Origin of the sequence: Nitratireductor basaltis (genome assembly GCF_000733725.1) — a bacterium.
In the GTDB taxonomy this organism is placed as follows: Bacteria; Pseudomonadota; Alphaproteobacteria; order Rhizobiales; family Rhizobiaceae; genus Chelativorans; species Chelativorans basaltis.
In genome coordinates this window covers 15,316-32,984 of record NZ_JMQM01000001.1, presented here as the reverse complement: position 1 = coordinate 32,984, position 17,669 = coordinate 15,316, and the positions used below count along the sequence as shown (strand labels likewise).

Genomic DNA, 17,669 nt, shown 5'->3' with positions numbered 1-17,669 from the left:
TTTGCCGCAAGCGGCTTATTGATCGATCGCTGCATCCCAGGCGGCTTGGGCAGCAGCTAGCCCGGCTGCCACATCCACCTTTGCCCCCAACGCCTTGAGCGCCCCGCCCAGAGCCGACACCGCCAGAAGTGCATATGCCGGCTGCGCGGTGGGACCCATATGTCCAATGCGGATAAGCTTGCCGAGCGTTTCCGCACGCCCTGCCGACATTGAAACGCCATAGCGTGCCCGCGCTTCGGCGAGCACCGGCCCCGCGTCGATACCTTCCGGCATCCTCACCGCGGTCGCGGTAGGAGAAGCAATGTCTTCCGTGACCGGCCAAAGCTCTATGCCCATGCCCTTGATCCCCTCGCGGCAAACCCGGGCCGTCAGCGCGTGGCGCGCCCATACAGCTTCGGGTCCCTCGGCGAGATAGCGGTCGAGCGCGGCGTCAAGCCCGTTGATCTCGGCAACCGATGGCGTGAACGGAAACGCTTCCGTCTTCTTCCAGGCGTTCTTCCAGTCGGTTAAACTCAGCATGGAAGCAAAAGGCGCATCCGGATTGGCCTCGATCTTCTCCCACCCGGCTTGTGAAACCGCCACCAGCGAGAGCGCAGGCGGGCAGCCAAGGCACTTGTTCGGCCCCGTTACATAGACTGCCGCCCTGCTTTCGGTCGGCCCTGTCCGCATGCCGGCCCATGAAGAAACCGCATCGACAATGAGAAGCGCTCCGGCCTCGGCCGTCACGGCACCGATCGCATCGATGTCATTGAGCGTTCCCGAAGGGGTATCGTGGTTGCAGACGCACACGACCCTGACCTCGGGATTTTCCTTCAGAAACGCGCGTACCTGGTCAGGGTCAATCGCGGTGTCATACGGAACTTCGATTTCCTCGACCTTCCTCGCATAGCGCGCGGCCCAATAACCGAACCCCTTGCCATAGACACCGGAAGCGAGATTGAGGACAACATCATCCCTTGCGATCAGTGAAGCCGCCGCACCTTCCAGCGCCAGAACCGGTTCACCCTGTAGTATGAGCGGAGGCAGGTCGCATCCCAGCGCCTTTTGGGCTTTGAGCGTGACGGTCTCGAACAGGGCCTGGAACGCGGGATCGTAATCGTAGAGCACGGTCGTGCCGAGCGCGCGCAGCACTTCCGGATATGCGTCCACGGGGCCGGCAGTCAGTGTGAAGACCGGCGGCTTCGTTTCAAGATAACGCATGGGGCTCTCCTCAGCCGTAGAAATTCACGCCGGTCCTGTAATCCTTGAAGCTCTTGGGATCGTGGCTGAACAGGACTTCCGCGTCTTTGCTCTTCTCGATCTCCTTCAAGCGGCGCATCGAATTCACGCCGGCAACAGGGTCGATGTGAAAGCCCGCATTGATATCGTTTTCGTAGTTTTTGCGGGTATAGGCTGCATCAAGGGTCAGAAGCAGCGGACGGCGAGTGTCGAACTCCACCAGCAGCGAATAATGGCCAACCGTGTGGCCGGGCGTGTAGATCAGCGTCACGCCAGGCGCGAGTTCCACGTCACCTTCGATCAGTTCAAACTTGGTATTGTCGTGGGTCTGTCCCGCAGTGAGTTGATCACTCATCCCGCGCGCCTCGGCCACCTCGGATGAGAAGGCAAGATCGGAATAGCCCAGGACTTCGAAAGGCTGACACTTGGCTGCCTGTGGGAGCTCGTCCTTGTGACAGATCTTCTTCGTGTCGGGGAAGAACTTGTTGCCTCCCACGTGGTCGAAATGAAAGTGGGAGTTGAAAAGGACGTCGATATCCTTCGGCTCAAGCCCCAGCAGCTTCAGGGCGCCCGGTATTGTCTGCTGTTCGGTCTGTTGCGGCTTTTCAAACGGCAGCACCTTCTGCACATGATCGAAATCATAGCCCGTATCGATGAGGAATTTCCCCTTCGGGTGGTCCACAAGCACGGAATAGACGGGAAAGCGCACCTCGCCGCCCGGGCCCTTGTTCCACCAGATATGGAAGCCGTCCAGGACGAGCGAGCCTCCGTCGAGCAGAAAGACTTTTGTATCAGCCACGTCACTTCTCCTTCGTGTTGTCCGGCCCCGTCTCCAGGTGCGGATGGTTGGTGCCGGCGCGCTCTAACGGGCGCCGCGCTCATAGGCGGCACCCAATGCCGCCGGCAGTTTGGCCCTGCGCCCGAAGATGACGAGAACCAGCATCACCGCTGCGAATGGCAGCATCTGGATGACATCGGTTGGAATGTTGGAACCGGCGACCTGCAGCGCAGTGGTCAGGGAGAGGGCTGCTCCGAAAATGAGAGAGCCGATCAGCACCCAGAGCGGTCTGCCTCTTGCCAGCATGGCGAGTACGATGCCGATGAAGCCAGCACCGCCGGTCATGAACGGGATGAACAATCCTGCTCCGATATTTGCTAGATAGGCCCCGCCGAGACCCGCCATGGCGCCGGTGAAAAGCACTGCTACAACTCGAATGCCCAGCACATTGCCCCCCGCCACATCAAGGGCGGCAGGCCGCTCACCGGCAGCACGAAGGGTCATGCCGAGATTGGTGCGTCGGTAGAGGAGTGCCAGCACCAGGACCGCCAGCAGCGCCAGATAGACAATCGGGTGCCGCCCGAAGAGCGATGGCCCTATCACCGGCAGATCGGTCAGTCCCGGAATGTCCAGCCGTACCGGTGCCGGCAGGCGCGGATAGGTTCGGGAGAACTGGAAATGGTGGAGCAGTGCGGTCAGCCCCTCTACCCCGAGTGTCAGGCCGATGCCGATCACGATCTGGTTCAGTCCCAGCCTTACACACAGCACCGCCATGACGACGGCCGTCAGCACACCGCCGAATATACCCCCCAGGAAACCCAACCAGAGGGAATCCGTGCTGAATGCGACGAGAAAGCCCATATAGGCGCCCATCAGCATCATGCCCTCGATGCCGATATTCAGCACGCCTGCCTTCTCCGACATCTGCTCGCCAAGGCCTGCCAGGAGCATCGGAATGGCAGCGACAATTGCGCCTGTGAACAGGGATGACAGGAACGCTTCCGTTAGCAGCGAGCTCATCTCAGCGCTCCTTTTTGCGCTTGTGCTGATCGATATACTCACCCAGTCCGAGGCAGATCAGCAGGCTGGCAACCAGCACCAGTGTGAAATCCTGCGGCACACCAAGACGTCGCGCGGCACTTTCGCTGCCAATCATCAGGGCCGAGTAGAAGAACACGAGAACTATGGATCCCACGCCGTGGAACCTGGCGAGGAAGACGAGCGGAATGACCATGAGCCCGTAGGCTGGGTCCCAGTTGGCGCGGATATTGCCGGCAACCCCGAGGATTTCGGTCGCACCCGACAGTCCCGCGAAGCCCGCCGAAATTCCGAAGGTCGCCATGGTCAGGAGCGGCACGGAAAGTCCCGCATGCGTGGCCGCAGCAGGGTTCGCGCCCACCATCCGCAAACGCAATCCGAAAGCGGTTCGTGTCATCATAATGTGGACCGCAAGAACGGCGATCAGCCCCCATATAAGTCCGCTGGAAATGGAGGTGTCGAACAGTCGGGGAAGCCGGTCTTCCACCGGCAGTGTCCGCGTTTGCGGCACGGTCGTCGCTGGATCACGGAACAGAAGCTTCACCAGCGTCGAGGCCAGCAGGACGCCGAGAAAGGACATCATCAAGGTCGTGATGATCTCGTTCACTCCCTGATAGGCTTTCAGAAGTGCGGGAATGACCGACCAGATTGCGCCAACCAGGGCAGCAAGAACAAAGCCGACAAGAAGCACCGCCCAGCCGGGAAGAACGCCAACAAGCAGTGGTGCTGTCGCCGCGGAAATGACCGCGCCAAGAAGAAACTGTCCGTCTGTTCCCAGATTCCAGAGCCCGGCTCGGAATGCAACGATCAGGCTGGCGCAGAGGAAAAGGAGCGGTGCCATGCGGGTGGCTGTCTGCTGCAGGCCCAGCCCCGAGAAAAGCGACCGCTCCAGGATATATCCGTAATAGGTCAGCGGATTGACGCCGACCAGCATCAATATGATTGCCGACAGCAGGAACGCGGCGATGATCGGGCCAATGGTGAGGGTGAGTATGCGTTCCAACGCGCTGCGCTCGGATGCCGGCCGCACATTTTCGGCTTCGTTGAGCTCCGGCTCCAACGTTTCCGGCTTCATGTTGTCTTGTATCGTCATGGCGTCGCCTGTTTGTGGTCTTCCTCGCCAGCCATCATTCGACCGATGCGAAGGCGCAGGGCTTCACCGCTGCCATCATTCTCGACTATCCCGCGAATGCGCCCTCCTTCCATCACCGCGATGCGGTCCGAAAGCGCCATCAGCTCGTCGAGATCGGTGGAGATGAGAAGCACCCCGAGCCCCCGCTCGGCGATGTCCGAAATACGCTGGCGCGATGTCTCGATATTCTTCAGATCAAGGCCGTAGGTCGGCTTGTTGAACACGACGACACGCGCTTCTCCCGACAGCTCGCGGCCAAGCAGAACCTTCTGGATGTTACCGCCCGAAAGCCGCCCGATCGGGGTCATTTCATTGGGTGTGCGAACGGAGAACCGGGCGATCAGGTCGCGGGCATGCTGTGCTATGCGTTGCGGACGCTCCACACCCCTCACCCAGAAGGGTGGCTGGCCGATATCCTTCAGTACCGTGTTCTCGGAGATCGGGAATGCCGAAACCGAGCCTTCCGAAAGACGGTCATCCGTGAGGTAGCGCAGCCCCTTACGTCGACGTTGTGCGACGCTCGCTCGCGTTATGTCCTCACCCTCCAGTTCAACATGGCCGGCGATCAGAGGCCGCTGGCCTGCCATGGCTTCGGCAAGCTGTTTCTGGCCATTGCCATCAATGCCGGCGACACCGACAATCTCGCCTGCACGGAGCGCCAGCGACACGTCCCTCACGCCCATGACATCGGCATCACCCTGTGTGGAGAGACCTTCGACCTTCAGGACAATGCTGTCACGCGCCGTGCTTTTTCTGTTCTCGACAGACGCGGTACCTGCCTCACGACCGAACATCAGGCGGACGATCTCATCCACTGCCTGCTCCTCGGACATGGCCTTCAGTTCCTCCGGCCCCATTTCGCCGGCGAGCGCGCCCTGCTTGAGAACGGAAATCCGATTGCCGTAGCGATATGCCTCGGCGAGCTTGTGGGTGATGAAGATGACTGCAAGACCGCTCCTGACGAGCTGCTGCATCCGCTCGCCAAGTTCCTGCGCGCCCTGTGGTGTCAGCATGGAGGTTGCTTCATCAAGGATGAGCACCTTGCTGTCACGCAGCAGCGCACGGGCAATCTCGATCTGCTGCTGCTGACCGAGGGAAAGTTCTCCGACGACGGCATCGAGTGGCAGGGAGAGCGCGAATTCGCGTTTCAACTCCTCCATACGAGCCGCGATACGTGCACGCGGAGGCCGCTCATGCCAGGGCGCACCCAGCGTAAGATTCTCCAGAACCGTCAATGTCGGCACCAGCATGGAGTGCTGGAATACCGTGCTTATGCCTGCTTCCAGGCTGGCCGAAGGGCTGGCCAGCCGCGCCTTGTGTCCGTTGAGCGTGAGATGGCCTTCATCGGGTTCCTGCAGCCCGGAAAGCATGCCGACAAGCGTCGATTTTCCAGCGCCATTCTCGCCCAAAAGGACATGCACCTCACCCCGGTGAAAGGTGAGAGATACATTGTCGACGGCAATCACGCCGGGGAAACGCTTGGTAACCCCGTGGACGCCGATGACGCCTGCCCTCTCTTGCGAGGGCAGGTCTGTCATTGTTTCCGTTGCATGTGCCACGGAAGCACTCATTCGGCCAAGGTGACGAGAGCGCGGACCTCCTCCGCTTCGAATTTCGGCTCCACCTTGATGTCACCGGAGATGATCTGCTCGCGCAGTTTCATCACCTCGTTCCACGCGGCTTCATCCACCTGAGGGGTCTTGATGAGCCGCACGGAGTCATCGGCGAGGCTGATCGCATATCCGCGTGTGCCGAACTTGTCAGCCTTCAGATCTTCGATCATGGCGGTATAGACCGGCGTCATGTCCCAGAGAACCGAAGCGAGAAGATGCCCCTTGTCCAATTCGGACTTGTCGCCGATCACGTCGATGAAGAGCACATCCGACCCGTCGGTCGCCTTGTTCGACTCGACCGCCTGGATCATGCCGAAACTTGAGCCATTGCCCTGGCCGAAGATGATGTCGGCACCGGCTGCGATGACCGAAGTCGTCACGCGATTGCCGCCCGCGGCATCCGAATAGGCTGCCGGTCCGATCACCGAATACAGGATCTTCACTTCAGGATTCTCGGCACGAACACCCTCGGCGAAACCGGCGGACTGCGAGTTCCAGGACGGAGGTTCGCCGGAGACGACGATGCCGACAGTGCCCGTGGAGGTCATCTTGGCGGCCAGACGGCCCGCCAGATAGGCACCCTCATGGCCAGAGAGCGTGTAATCGGCCACAAGACCCTTCTCCAGCGCGTCGGGGCTGTCGACAATGGCGACCGGAACCCCGGTTTCCTTGGCGATCTCGGGACCGGCGGTATTGTAGCCGCTAGCATGGGCGATCATCAGGTCAGCGCCATCGGCTGCCAATTCGCGCATGGGGGCACGAACATCGCCGTAGCCCAGGCCTTCGGCCACGATGATTTCCACACCGGTTGCCGCTGCAGCGGCCTTGGCTGCTTCGACGCCCTGCTGGTTCCAGCCGAAGTCACTCCCTTGTTCCGGCGTCAGGACGGCTATGGTATCAACATCGGCAGCGAGTGCCGCCGGGGTTGCTAAGACCACGCTAAGCGCGGCAGACATGAGTAGGTTTTTCATTATGTTGTTCCCACAATGGTTGTCGGTTTCCAAACGGAAGACGAAAGCGGTCGGCAGACGAATTGTTGTTTTGGTCGCCCTGTCTGCTGGGCTTTTCTCGCTCCCGGCACTGGCCGACAGCGGAACTTACGTGCCCTATTCAGGCATCATTCGCGGGACGGAAGGTGCTGATCCGGTCGAGGTCTCCATCCTCAACGAGACCGACAGCCCCATCGATTGCCAGGCCGCACTGGCGCATTGGTATTCCGATGAACTTGGACGGATCCATCCAAGCGGCGAACTCACCGTGACGCTCTGGCATGACCCGGAAACAGGCGTCCTCAATCTCATGAATGCGACTGAGGACCGGATGCCTGTCGAAGCGCTTTGGTGCTCCACCAATACCGCCCGCACGCGGCTCAACCTGCCCATCTCCGCCGGTGCTAGAGAAGCGAAGCTGCGCTTCTCCTGCCGCACCGGTACCGAGGCGGGTTTGAGCTGCATTGCCACGGGCGGCTGACGCGATCATTGCGCGCGGACCTCCTCGAGCTTCGCGACGATCCGGTCACGCACATCGACCACATCGGCCTGATCCGCGATCACCTTATTGGCGACTGTTGCGAAGGTCTCCATGAGTTCTGCCTGCTGATCGTCGGGAAGCATGTGGACTTCGCCGCCATTCTCCAGCCAGGCTTTCTCGGCACGCTGAACATTCTCCACGCCCCACGGGAAGACGGTCTCTTCCGCCGCGCGACCTGCCTCGATGATAGCGGCCTTCACCTCGTCCGACTGCGACTGGAACCAGGCTTCGTTGACCAGAGTGACCGAAACGATCTGGTTCATGTTGATATTGGTGACGTGCTTGGCCGTGTCGTAGAATTTGAAAGCGGTGAGGATCGGAATCCCGGCCAGCATGCCGTCGATGCCGCCAGCCTGGAGCTGGGGCGTGACTTCCGACAGGGCGAGCGGCGTCGGATTGACCCCGATGGCTTTCATCGGCTCCATCTGAAGGGGCGATGCGAAGGTACGAACCTTCAGTCCATCGAAGCCGTTCAGTGTGGTGATCGGCTCGCGGGTCAGTATCTGCGTGGGCGAATTGAAGATCGCACCGATGATCCTCACGCCCTTGTCGAGAAAGAGCGTCTCGATGTAATCGCGGAATTCCTGGTCATGTATGACAGCGTGGACTTCATCGGCATCCATGAAGAGCCCAGGCACATCGAATGCCTGGAAGCGCGGATCGACATTGGTGACGAATGACGTGGGGGTCGTGAAGGCTTCAATGGTTCCAAGCAGCACGCCTTCCGACATCCGTGGAATGGCGCCGAGCTGTGACGCCGGGTAGATCTCTACCTTCAAGGCATCGCCGACGCGTGCTTCGACTTCCTTTTGAAACTCCTTCTGCCACTCATGTTGCACGTCGTTGATTGTGGCCGAGGCCAGCTTCATTGTGCTTTCCTGCGCCTGCCCGGCTCCGGCCATCGGCAGCATCACAGCAAGCGCTATGCCCAGGGCACGTCGGGTTCTCCTGAAGCGTTTCGTGATAGACATCATGTTCAATCCTCCATGGGCTTCGCCGCACTCACGACATGCCGTTGATCAGCCATAGCGAAAGCGCGGGTATCAGGGTGATGAGGGCGAGAGCGGAGATCTGGACCGCCATGTAAGGCAGAACCCCGCGGTAAATGACGGAGGTGGGCACGCCGAGCACGGACTGCGCGACGAATATGTTCAAACCGAAGGGCGGCGTGAACATGCCAATGGCGAGGTTGACGGTCATCACCACGCCAAAGTGGATGGGATCGATCCCCAGCGAGACCGCGATGGGCACGAGAAGCGGAGCCAGCACGAGGATCGCCGAAGTGGGATCCAGGACACAGCCTATGGCCAGGAGCAGGAGATTTACCGTCAACAGGAAGCCCAGAGGCGAAAGTCCGGCATCGGTGGTTGCAGCGATCAGTGCCTGAGGTATGCCTTCCACGGTCAGAACCCAGCTGATGACGCCTGCCGCTGCAACCACGATCATGATCCGGGCAGTCATCATGGCCGAGCTGACAGCTGCCTCGAGCAGACCGCGGAACGTGACGGTTCGATAGACGACAAACCCAAGGAAGGCTGCATAGGCGCAGGCGAAACCACCGGCCTCGGTTGGGGAGAAGAAACCGGCATAGATGCCCACCATCACGAAGGCCGGCATGGTGAGCGCCCATGATGCCTGCTTGAAAGCGGTCCAGGCCAGCTGTGCCCTGAAATTCGCTTCCCGCGGGATGCGTGCCATATAGGCCGAGATGGAGATGTAGCCTGCCATCAGAAGTGCCATCACGATGCCGGGGATGATACCGGCTATGAAAAGCTTGGCGATGGACTGCTCGGCAGAAGCTCCATAGAGGATCATGGCGATCGAAGGCGGAATGACGATATCGATCGCGCCGCTGGAGGTGATGATGCCGGCCGCACGGCGCTGGCCATAGCCACCCGCGATGAGCTGCGGATACATGTTGCGCCCGACCGCTGCGACAGCGGCGGCTGAGGAACCGCAGATCGTGCCGATCAGTGTCGACCCGCCAAGCGCCGCGATACCGATCGAGCCGGGGAGACGGCCGAAAAGCGCCCGTACCAGGTTGATGAGCCGGTCGGCGATCCCGCTGATTGCCATCAGTTCACCAGCAAAAATGAAAAACGGCACAGAAAGCAGCGCATAGGCGTCCAGTCCGCCGAAAATGGTCTGCTGCAAGGCAAGAAGCGGAGGACCGGGAAAAAGAAGCAGCGCCAGCGAAGCGGCAACAAGCAGGGCGACGAAGATGGGTGCTCCCATCGCGATGAATGCTGCAACGCTGATGCCTATGACCCAGGTCATGCGCGCGCTCCCTTCGCGAGGGAGAAGCGGGCGATGTCGATGATCACCAGGAATGCCGTCACTGCGGCTATGCCGATGAACCCCACGGGGATCGCGGAATGCGGGATGACCATGGGTATGCCAAGCCCCATGCTCTTCTGGTTCAGACTGGCAATGCGATCGATGAAGGTGAAGCTATGCCAGGCGATGAAAATGGAAACGGCGACCGTGGCGATATCGATCACGATCTGCAGGACCATGCGCAGCCTGCCCGTCAGGGCACTCGGCAGAAGATTGACGGAGAGATGATCACGGCTACGCGCTGCCAGGATCGCGCCCAGCATGACGATCCAGATCATGCCGTAGACGAGCAGTTCGTCGGCACCAACAAGCGAAAACAAGCCGCTGTAGCGACCGACTGCATTGGCCACATTGACCAGAACCATTGCGATCAGGCAGAGACCGAGCAGGACAGCGACCAACCGGACGGCGATTGCCTCGGCGCGGATAAATCCGTTGCCGTTCATGCGCTGGTCTCTGTCCGCCCCGATGGTCATGTCACTGATCTTTCCCTTCGAGGATCCGTCGAATGGCAACGAGCTTCCGCGCCCGTTCCGGCTGCAGCCTGGCTATGCTCTCCGGCGTATAGGAATAGAGCCCGGCACCCGATTTGATGCCCAGCTTCCCGGCGGCGATCTGCTCTTGCACCAGCGGCGCGACATCCTTGCGGTCGCACAGGTCTTCGTTGAGGAAGGAGGAGACGGAGTGGTAGATATCCATGCCGGCCATGTCGAGGAGCGCCATGGGGCCCACCACCGCCAGCTTGTATCCGATACCCCAGGAGACGCAGGTATCAATGTCTTCGGGCTCGATCACACCGCGCTCTACCAGATCGACGACTTCGCGCAGCAAGGCATAGAGCACCCGGTTCTCCACGAAGCCGGGGACGTCCTTCTTCAGCAATACGGGCAGCAGCCCCAGCGAACGGATAAAGTCGCGGATGGTCTGAACCGTCTCCGGCGACGTGGCCTCACCACCAATCACCTCGATCATGGGAATGATATGCGGCGGGTTTGACCAGTGCATGCCCACCATGCGCGCGGGATTGGAAATATGCGCCTGCAGCTTGGTGATGGGAATGCCCGACGTATCCGATGCGACGATCGTGTCGGCTGAGATCAGCCCCTCGATCGAGCGGTAGACCTCAGCCTTGATTTCTTCCTTTTCGGGGACGTTCTCGATTACCAGATCGGCGCCGGCGACGGCCTCCTCGAGGACATCCGTCAACCGAACCGAACCGCCCTTCCCCGTGCCGTCGATCTCCAGGCTGTCCAGCACGCCCTCGGCAGCGCCCAGCATACCGCGCGCGCGCTCGATTGCTGCCGGTGCGATGTCGTATGCCACGACCTCCACACCACCTCTTGCCAGACGGGCGGCCATGCCGGGCCCCATTGTCCCAAGACCGATAATTGCTGTTCGCTTGATCATGCCGCTGCCTCGCTGACTTGGGAATTGAGGATGAGATCGGCTGCTTTCTCGGCGATCATGATGACCGCGGCATTGATGTTTCCGCAGACCAGGTCCGGCATGACGGAGGCATCGACAACGCGCAGCCCCTCCACACCGCGCACACGCAGCTGCGGGTCAACTACCGCGCGCGCATCGGTGCCCGCCCGGCAAGTGCCGGCCGGATGGTGGACGGTTATGCACGTCTTGCGGATATGCTCGTCGATCTCCTCGTCTGATTGGCAATCAGGTCCGGGGAAGAATTCTGCCTCTATGAATGGCTTCATCGCCGGCTGCGACGCGAGATCGCGCGCCACCCGGAAACCGGCACGAAGCGATGCCCAGTCGCGCGGCGAAGCCAGGAAGTTCTGGTGGATCAGCGGTGCTGCGAGCGGATCTGCCGAAGCAAGCTTCACCGAGCCACGGCTTTCAGGCTGGGTAGCCACGATGCGGGTGGCAAAACCGTCCTGGAAGGGTGCCTTGAAGGGTTGGAAATACGGCCATGCAGCAAGTGGAGCAGCAGTGAACAGCAGTTGCACGTCCGGCAGGGGCCGGTCTTCACCGCTTTTGAGAAATGCGACGACACCGCCCGGGACGTCTGCGGAAAAGCCCTTGCCCGTCAGGTAGGTCTTCAGGAAATCGATCCCGATGCGATCGGCTCGCATGTTCTTGAAGAACGGTCCGGGTTCTCGCCGCTTGTACATCAGGATGACCGATACGTGGTCCTGCAAGTTCTTGCCTACCGCCGGCAAACTGACGCGGGTCTCGATTCCCTGCGCGGCGAGTTCATCGGGAGCGCCGATGCCGGACAGCATCAGAAGTTGAGGTGAGTTGATGACCCCTCCTGACAAAAGCACCTCGCGGCCTGCCTTGAAGGTCTTCTCTCGGCCATGATGCCTGATGGTGATACCGCTGGCCCGCTTCCCCTGCATGTTGACGCGCAGTGCCATCGCGTTGGTCAGGACCGTCAGGTTCGCACGCTTGAGGACGGGACGCAGATAGGCTGAGGATGTCGATGAACGACGCCCGTTCGAAATCGTCATCTGCAGGCGGCTGAAGCCTTCCTGACTGGCCCCGTTGTAGTCACTGGTTTGCGGGTAACCTGCCTCTACACTCGCCTCGGCAAATGCATCTATCAGAGGATCCTTGTAGCGACAGTGCTGCGTGCTGAGCGGGCCGGAACCGCCTCGATAATCGTCCGCACCGCCCTCCCAGCTTTCCTGCTTCTTGAAGTAAGGCAGCACCTCGTCAAAGGACCAGCCGTCAAGACCGTTGGCAGCCCAACGGTCGTAGTCGCCGCGATTGCCGCGCACATAAGCCATGGCATTGGTCGAAGACGATCCTCCGATAACCTTGCCGCGGGCGCACTCGACGCTGCGTCCCCCGACATTTTCTTCCGGTTCGCAGAAATACATCCAGTCGTGCCGCCGCTCGGTGAGGATCTTGCCCCAGCCCAACGGAATGTGGATCATCGGGTCCCGGTCCCAGCCGCCTGCTTCCAGGAGCAGCACCGAGCAGGACGGGTCCGCGCTCAGCCGATTGGCCAGCACACACCCGGCAGAACCGGCTCCCACGATGATGTAGTCGTAATATTCCGCGTGCGACATGACTTCCCTGCTTTCATCTGATCTCCCCTGACCATGCGGGACAGGAAGATCGGATCCCCGGTCGCAACCGGGTTTCTGCGTGTCGTCGGCGTGCTAGTTGAGCAGCCCGGCCTGACGGAGTCTCATCGTCCAGTGGTCCCAACCGCGATCGATCTGGGCACCGACCAGCTTTCCGGCAGTCTTGACCTCTCCAGGCGAGAGATATTCAATCTTGCCCACCTGCAGGCCGGCCGTCTGCGCGGCAGCGTTCTGCTCGGTGTAGAATGCGCGGAACACGACCTCTCTGACCGAGCCGCCGACATTGACCACGCCGTGGCGAGCCATGAGCACGACCGCCTGATCTCCAAGACTTTCCGCGATGTCGGCGCACACCTCACGGCTGCCGCCGAAAAGGTCGGTTGCATCGCCCTGCTTGTCGCGGATTTCGTACACGGGAACCGTCTCGCCGAGAAATGCACCCATATGGGTGACAGGCCGCAATGGCTGGTCGGTGAAACAATAGGGAAGAACTGCCGGCGAGTGACTGTGAAGCACACAGTTCACATCGGGGCGGGCCTTGTAGATCTCGCTGTGGATATAGCGTTCGAGATAGGAAGGCCGCGGATCATCGGTCTCACCATCCAGGTCGAAACGCTGCATGTCGTCGACCGTGATATGGCTCGGTGCGAGTTTCTGCGCCAGGAAGAAGCTCTTGGGATCTTCAGGGTCACGCGCGCTGATATGGCCAAATGTGTCGAGTATGCCCTCGTGCAGCAATATCTTCGTCGCCGTGACGAGCTCTTCGAAGACAGTCTTCCGGGCAGATGTAGTTGTTGTCATTTCTGAAGTCTCCCAAGTCGCTGCGGTCTCGACGGCGTTTTATTTTTTTGTCTCGCCGAGACCATGCACTTCAGTTGTTTTCGTAAAGGCCGACGATCCTGTTCTGCTCGATGATTTTGTCAGCGTATTTGGTCAGGAATTCCTCGCGGGTAGGCGTCCCTTCCACGGTGGTGTCGAGCGCATAGACCCAGAAGTAGTAGTGGTGCTTGCCGTGACCGGCCGGCGGCTGCGGTCCGTAATACTGCTTGTCACCCGCGCCGTTGGGCCCGACCCTGTACTTCTCCTGCGCGTCCGAGAGATCGGTTGCGGAAGGGTCGATGCCGTAGACGGTCCAGTGCGTGAAACCGTGGGGCAGCGGCGCATCCGGATCGTGGCAGATTACAGCAAGTTCCTTGGTGCCTTCGGGCACGCCACTGACGGTCAGCTTGGGCAACACATTGCCTTTGTCACCGGCATGCTCGTCACGCATCATCGCAAGCGGCTCGAAATCCGAGGACGTTATCTTCAGGTCTTTGATGTTCAGGGGCATTGAGTGTGTCCTTCTCTCGATTTGTCGTCGGCTTATTGTGCTGCCGCCAGGTCTGCGACGGTCTTTCCACCCACGCGCTGATGAACGCGAGGTCCAGTCGCCGCAGCAACGCAAACGAGTATCTCGTCCGGCCGCGGCCCGTCGGGGACCGAAAAGGTGATCGCATCATAGTGGGAGCGAATGTAAAGCTCGTCCTTGTGGGCCAGCGGGATGTCTATTGAAGTGCCAGCCGAGGCCACCTTGCTGGCCGAGGAGATCCAGGCTTTTCCACCACCCACCTGCTCGCGCAGCGGATTTCCGAATTCGGTCGTGATGCAGGCGACAACATGTTCCTGCTCGCCGCCGACACCGGCGATACCGCCTTTGCCATAGCTTTCTGCCGGACGCCCACTAAGCAGCGCCATGGCTCTTGCACCAAGTGCGTGGCCAATGGATGCGCTGGGCTTGATCAGGGCTGACAGGTCCGGGGAATGGACGCCCACGAAGGGGTTGCGGATGATAACGCCGACCGCAACCTTGATGAGTGGTTCCACGGGCGCACCGCCATCATGCCGGATTTCCTGCACGGATGAATACCAGCCCCGCACCTCGTAGTGCTTTTCTACTTCAGCCGTATGGTTCATGTCTTTCTCCTTGGGGACGCGCAGCCAAGGCGCGCGCAAGTGATTTTCAGGCTGGCTTCCCGGCCGTTACTGGGGCCATGAGTAAACACGGCGGATTGGGTCGTAGCGCGCAGCCTCCAAGGCCGCGGGTGTGAACATGTTGCCTCTGGATAGCGAGCGGTTCGCCGCATATTCGCCTGACAGCGCCTGGCAACGATCCGTGATCGGGCGGATGCGATTTTCCCAGGAAGAAAGCGCATCCTCGACCGAGTTCTGTTCAGCAAGGTCCTGCGAAAGGCTGAAGGCATTGACCATCGCGCAGCCCGCACCCTGGGCAAGCGCCGGGCACATCGCGTGAGCAGCGTCACCCACCAGTGCCACCTTGCCCTTCACCCAGCTGTCGAGCTTGGTCGTCGCATATTTGTCGTAGCGCGCGGATTCCAGCTTGGCCGCCTCGGAAAGGCACGGCTCAAGGAAGGGGAACATCTCGACCCAGACTTCCAGATCGAGCGGTACGCGCGAGCCGCGCGGATCGGCTGCCGGTGCCATCAGGCCGAGATAAAGCTCGTCCTTGTTGCAAGGGGAGTAGAGAATGCGCTGAACCCGCGGCTCGAAGTTCCACATGTCGATGGTGTTGTCCCATTCACCATCACCAAGCTCTTCCTTCTTGCGAGGTACGATGAGGCGAATGATGCCATCGGTGGAAACCCAGCGATCCTGCTCGAACCCCAGGGAATCCCGCACCTTGGAGCCGACACCGTCCGCTCCGACAATAAGATCGCCCTCCAGAACCTCGCCCGTCTGCAGCGTCAGCCGACCATCGGCATCGGCAGCTACGGCCTCGGAATTCACGCGGATTTCAACGCCGACTTCCTTGGCGCGCTTGACCAGCGCATTGTGCAGATGGCGACGCGTCATGATGCGCCATGGCAGACCATTGAATGTTTCCTTGGAAACCGACTTGTTCTGCATCCATGTTTCGTAGGTGGGAGGCGTATGGGAGCCCAGAAGCACATCGTCGAGCGCACCGACCGCTTCAAGGACCCTGAGACCGTTGTGCCAGAGATAGATGCCCGCTCCGAATGCGCGCAGCTCCGAATCCCTCTCATGCAAGGTGACATCCCAGCCGTTTTGACGCAGCGCGATTGCTGCCGTCAGTCCGGCGAAACCCGCACCGGCGACCTGTGCGCGAAGAGCATTTCCAGATGTCTTGTTGATATTCGCCATGGTCCAAATCCTGTTGCGTATGAAAGAGTTGGCGTTCTCGCCGTCAGGCGTCGATGAAGTTGGTGATTGCCCTGAAGGTGATGTCGGGGGAGACTTCGTTGACATAGTGGTCGGCGCCGGGAACAACGACGACGGGTAGGTCGGGCCGCAATCGGCTTGTCTTTGCCAGCGCATCGGCCGAAACCAGCTTGCTGACCTCCCCGCGCACGAGCAGGGTAGGCTTCGTGAGTTCCCGATAGGTCTGAGTGAGATCGGCACGCAATCCGGTCGCGATCTGCGCCATGGCCGAAGGTGATGCCAGCGGGCGCAACCCACCTTCTACTTCGCGGTAGCCGCTTTGCGCCCTGATATCGATGGCTTCGGCGGGGAAGCTCGGATAGCGAGCCGCCAGATAGGCCTTCACTGCTTGAAGATCACCGAACAGCTGATCCCCGGCATTCACACGCGCTTCCAGCGCATCGAACACTTCCGTCTCGATATATGGGGTGAAATCGATCGCCACGACGGAGCGCACCAGATCGGGATCACGAACCGCTGCAGTGACGGAGTTGCGCGATCCGAGGGAATGCCCCACCAGGATGGCCGGCCCGCGATCAAGCGTCCTTACGAGTGCCAGGATATCGTCGGCAAAGTCCTGCGCCTCATATCCGCTTTCCGGCTTGTCGCTGTGACCGTGGCCGCGCTGATCGACCACGACTGTGGTGAAGCGTTCACTGAAGCGCGCCGCCAGCGGCACCAGAGTTGCGGAATTCGCTGTGATGCCGTGGAAGAAAAGCATCAGGGGCCCGCTGCCTGCCTCACGAACATTAAGCGTTATCCGCCCGCAATCGATCCGGCGCATCTTCATGTCCTTGTATGAGGCGACTGCCGTCATGCCTGGGTCCCCTGCATTGCTGCCCTTTGGTGACAGGAAGCATGACACAAAATCGAACAGCGTCAACCACATTGTCAGACATTCTTTCAATCTTACGTCTTGACAGAAATGTCTTCCATGCTGTCAATGAAAGCTGCGCCGACCTATGTTCGCCATAGGCTGCGCAACCCGAGATGCACGAGATCAGAAACGATGCCGTCAGACCTGAATTTGAGAATTTTGCCCCGCACGGTGCAGCAGGAGACGGTCGACAAGCTCAGGCTTGCGATCTTTTCAGGCGTGTTCGAACCCGGTACCCGGCTGGTTGAAAGCCAGTTATGCGTTCAGCTCGGCATCAGCCGCCCTTCCCTTCGGGAGGCTCTGCGCAGTCTTGCGGCTGAACGGCTCATTGACATCGTGCCCAATCGTGGCCCCTCCATCCCCGCGCTTACCTGGGAGGAAGTGACCTCCATCTACGAGGCGCGTGAGCTACTGGAGGTGGAAGCGGTCGGACGGTGTTCGCAACGCATATCGGCAGAGCAGCTGCAGGCGCTCGAAAAGGCACTTTCTGCCTTCGAGGCCGCGGCCTCCAGCAATGACAGCCTGGCGCGCATTACCACTGCAGCCGATTTCTACTCGATCATTCTGGCCAATTGCGGAAATCCGATCCTTGAAGAGATCCATCGCGGTCTGGTGGCCCGGATCAGCCTTTTCCGATCACGGTCGATGTCGCTCGAAGGGCGCGCGCAAAGCAGCCTCGCGGAGATGAAAGAGATCTACGAGGCCATTGCTGCCAGCGATGAAAAAGCGGCCCGGAAGGCCGCACGCAAGCACGTCCTGAAGGCAATGGCTGCAGCAAAGAAGTCGATGGACAGCGGTAACTGACCGCCTCGTCTGTCCTTGAAACAGGTAGCGGGGAAGCCAGAATGCCAGAACGTCTCCCACAGCGTTTAGCGGGCGA

The 17,669-nt window shown here is 60.3% G+C and carries 18 protein-coding genes; 2 read left to right on the top strand and 16 right to left on the bottom strand.

Annotation, left to right across the window (positions count from 1 at the left end):
• Positions 1 to 15: 15 nt before the first annotated feature.
• The 6 genes from ppaT to EL18_RS00130 form a co-directional block, all read right to left on the bottom strand.
• A complete protein-coding gene (gene ppaT, locus EL18_RS00155) occupies positions 16 to 1,200 on the bottom strand; it encodes a pyridoxamine--pyruvate transaminase (protein WP_036478518.1) in 1,185 nt (394 codons plus the stop codon).
• A 10-nt stretch (positions 1,201 to 1,210) separates the two neighbouring features.
• The gene (gene pldA / locus EL18_RS00150; RefSeq protein WP_036478516.1) at positions 1,211 to 2,017 is read right to left on the bottom strand and encodes a 4-pyridoxolactonase; all 807 of its coding nucleotides are present in this window, start codon (positions 2,015 to 2,017) and stop codon (positions 1,211 to 1,213) included.
• A 63-nt stretch (positions 2,018 to 2,080) separates the two neighbouring features.
• Positions 2,081 to 3,016 (bottom strand): putative B6 ABC transporter permease subunit 1, encoded by a 936-nt coding sequence (locus EL18_RS00145; RefSeq protein WP_036478513.1) that lies wholly within the window; start codon positions 3,014 to 3,016, stop codon positions 2,081 to 2,083.
• A 1-nt stretch (position 3,017) separates the two neighbouring features.
• Positions 3,018 to 4,127 (bottom strand): putative B6 ABC transporter permease subunit 2, encoded by a 1,110-nt coding sequence (locus EL18_RS00140; RefSeq protein WP_244444486.1) that lies wholly within the window; start codon positions 4,125 to 4,127, stop codon positions 3,018 to 3,020.
• Complete coding sequence (locus EL18_RS00135) at positions 4,124 to 5,704, bottom strand: putative B6 ABC transporter ATP-binding protein (protein WP_036483483.1); 1,581 nt, start codon at positions 5,702 to 5,704, stop codon at positions 4,124 to 4,126. Before EL18_RS00135 ends, EL18_RS00140 begins: the two co-directional genes overlap by 4 nt.
• Positions 5,705 to 5,733: 29 nt before the next feature.
• A complete protein-coding gene (locus tag EL18_RS00130; RefSeq protein WP_036478512.1) occupies positions 5,734 to 6,750 on the bottom strand; it encodes a putative B6 ABC transporter substrate-binding protein in 1,017 nt (338 codons plus the stop codon).
• A 1-nt stretch (position 6,751) separates the two neighbouring features.
• On the opposite strand from EL18_RS00130, the gene EL18_RS17185 reads away from it, so the two are divergent.
• Positions 6,752 to 7,249 carry a hypothetical protein gene (locus tag EL18_RS17185; RefSeq protein WP_161781952.1) on the top strand — a complete coding sequence of 166 codons (498 nt, stop codon included), beginning with the start codon at positions 6,752 to 6,754 and terminating at the stop codon, positions 7,247 to 7,249.
• Positions 7,250 to 7,254: 5 nt separating this feature from the next.
• Here the strand turns inward: EL18_RS17185 and EL18_RS00120 are convergent, their stop codons facing one another.
• The 10 genes from EL18_RS00120 to EL18_RS00075 all read right to left on the bottom strand — a co-directional run bounded on the left by EL18_RS00120 (position 7,255) and on the right by EL18_RS00075 (position 16,729).
• On the bottom strand, positions 7,255 to 8,283 hold the full coding sequence (locus EL18_RS00120) for a TRAP transporter substrate-binding protein (protein ID WP_244444485.1): 1,029 nt from the start codon (positions 8,281 to 8,283) through the stop codon (positions 7,255 to 7,257).
• A gap of 28 nt (positions 8,284 to 8,311) precedes the next feature.
• Positions 8,312 to 9,586, bottom strand: coding sequence for a TRAP transporter large permease (locus EL18_RS00115; RefSeq protein ID WP_051913617.1), 1,275 nt, complete (start codon positions 9,584 to 9,586; stop codon positions 8,312 to 8,314).
• On the bottom strand, positions 9,583 to 10,122 hold the full coding sequence (locus EL18_RS00110; RefSeq protein ID WP_051913616.1) for a TRAP transporter small permease: 540 nt from the start codon (positions 10,120 to 10,122) through the stop codon (positions 9,583 to 9,585). The genes EL18_RS00115 and EL18_RS00110 overlap by 4 nt, the downstream gene beginning before the upstream one ends.
• 1 nt (position 10,123) lies before the next feature.
• On the bottom strand, positions 10,124 to 11,053 hold the full coding sequence (fhmpcd1, locus tag EL18_RS00105; protein ID WP_036478510.1) for a 5-formyl-3-hydroxy-2-methylpyridine 4-carboxylate 5-dehydrogenase: 930 nt from the start codon (positions 11,051 to 11,053) through the stop codon (positions 10,124 to 10,126).
• Positions 11,050 to 12,678, bottom strand: a complete 1,629-nt coding sequence (locus EL18_RS00100) for a GMC family oxidoreductase (protein WP_036478508.1) — start codon at positions 12,676 to 12,678, stop codon at positions 11,050 to 11,052. Before EL18_RS00100 ends, fhmpcd1 begins: the two co-directional genes overlap by 4 nt.
• A 93-nt stretch (positions 12,679 to 12,771) precedes the next feature.
• Positions 12,772 to 13,497: a class II aldolase/adducin family protein gene (locus EL18_RS00095; RefSeq protein WP_036478505.1), complete on the bottom strand. Its 726-nt coding sequence runs from the start codon at positions 13,495 to 13,497 to the stop codon at positions 12,772 to 12,774.
• Positions 13,498 to 13,567: 70 nt separating this feature from the next.
• Positions 13,568 to 14,026, bottom strand: a complete 459-nt coding sequence (locus tag EL18_RS00090) for a YbhB/YbcL family Raf kinase inhibitor-like protein (RefSeq protein ID WP_036478499.1) — start codon at positions 14,024 to 14,026, stop codon at positions 13,568 to 13,570.
• A 32-nt stretch (positions 14,027 to 14,058) separates the two neighbouring features.
• Positions 14,059 to 14,649: an amino acid synthesis family protein gene (locus EL18_RS00085; protein ID WP_036483468.1), complete on the bottom strand. Its 591-nt coding sequence runs from the start codon at positions 14,647 to 14,649 to the stop codon at positions 14,059 to 14,061.
• Between the two features lie 66 nt (positions 14,650 to 14,715).
• Entirely contained in the window at positions 14,716 to 15,855 is a 1,140-nt protein-coding gene (locus EL18_RS00080) for an FAD-dependent oxidoreductase (protein ID WP_036478497.1), read from the bottom strand.
• A gap of 43 nt (positions 15,856 to 15,898) precedes the next feature.
• Positions 15,899 to 16,729, bottom strand: coding sequence for an alpha/beta fold hydrolase (locus EL18_RS00075; protein WP_051914119.1), 831 nt, complete (start codon positions 16,727 to 16,729; stop codon positions 15,899 to 15,901).
• Positions 16,730 to 16,939: 210 nt separating this feature from the next.
• Here EL18_RS00075 and EL18_RS00070 point away from each other — a divergent pair, with 210 nt between their 5' ends.
• Positions 16,940 to 17,593, top strand: coding sequence for a GntR family transcriptional regulator (locus EL18_RS00070; RefSeq protein ID WP_244444484.1), 654 nt, complete (start codon positions 16,940 to 16,942; stop codon positions 17,591 to 17,593).
• Positions 17,594 to 17,669: the final 76 nt, after the last annotated feature.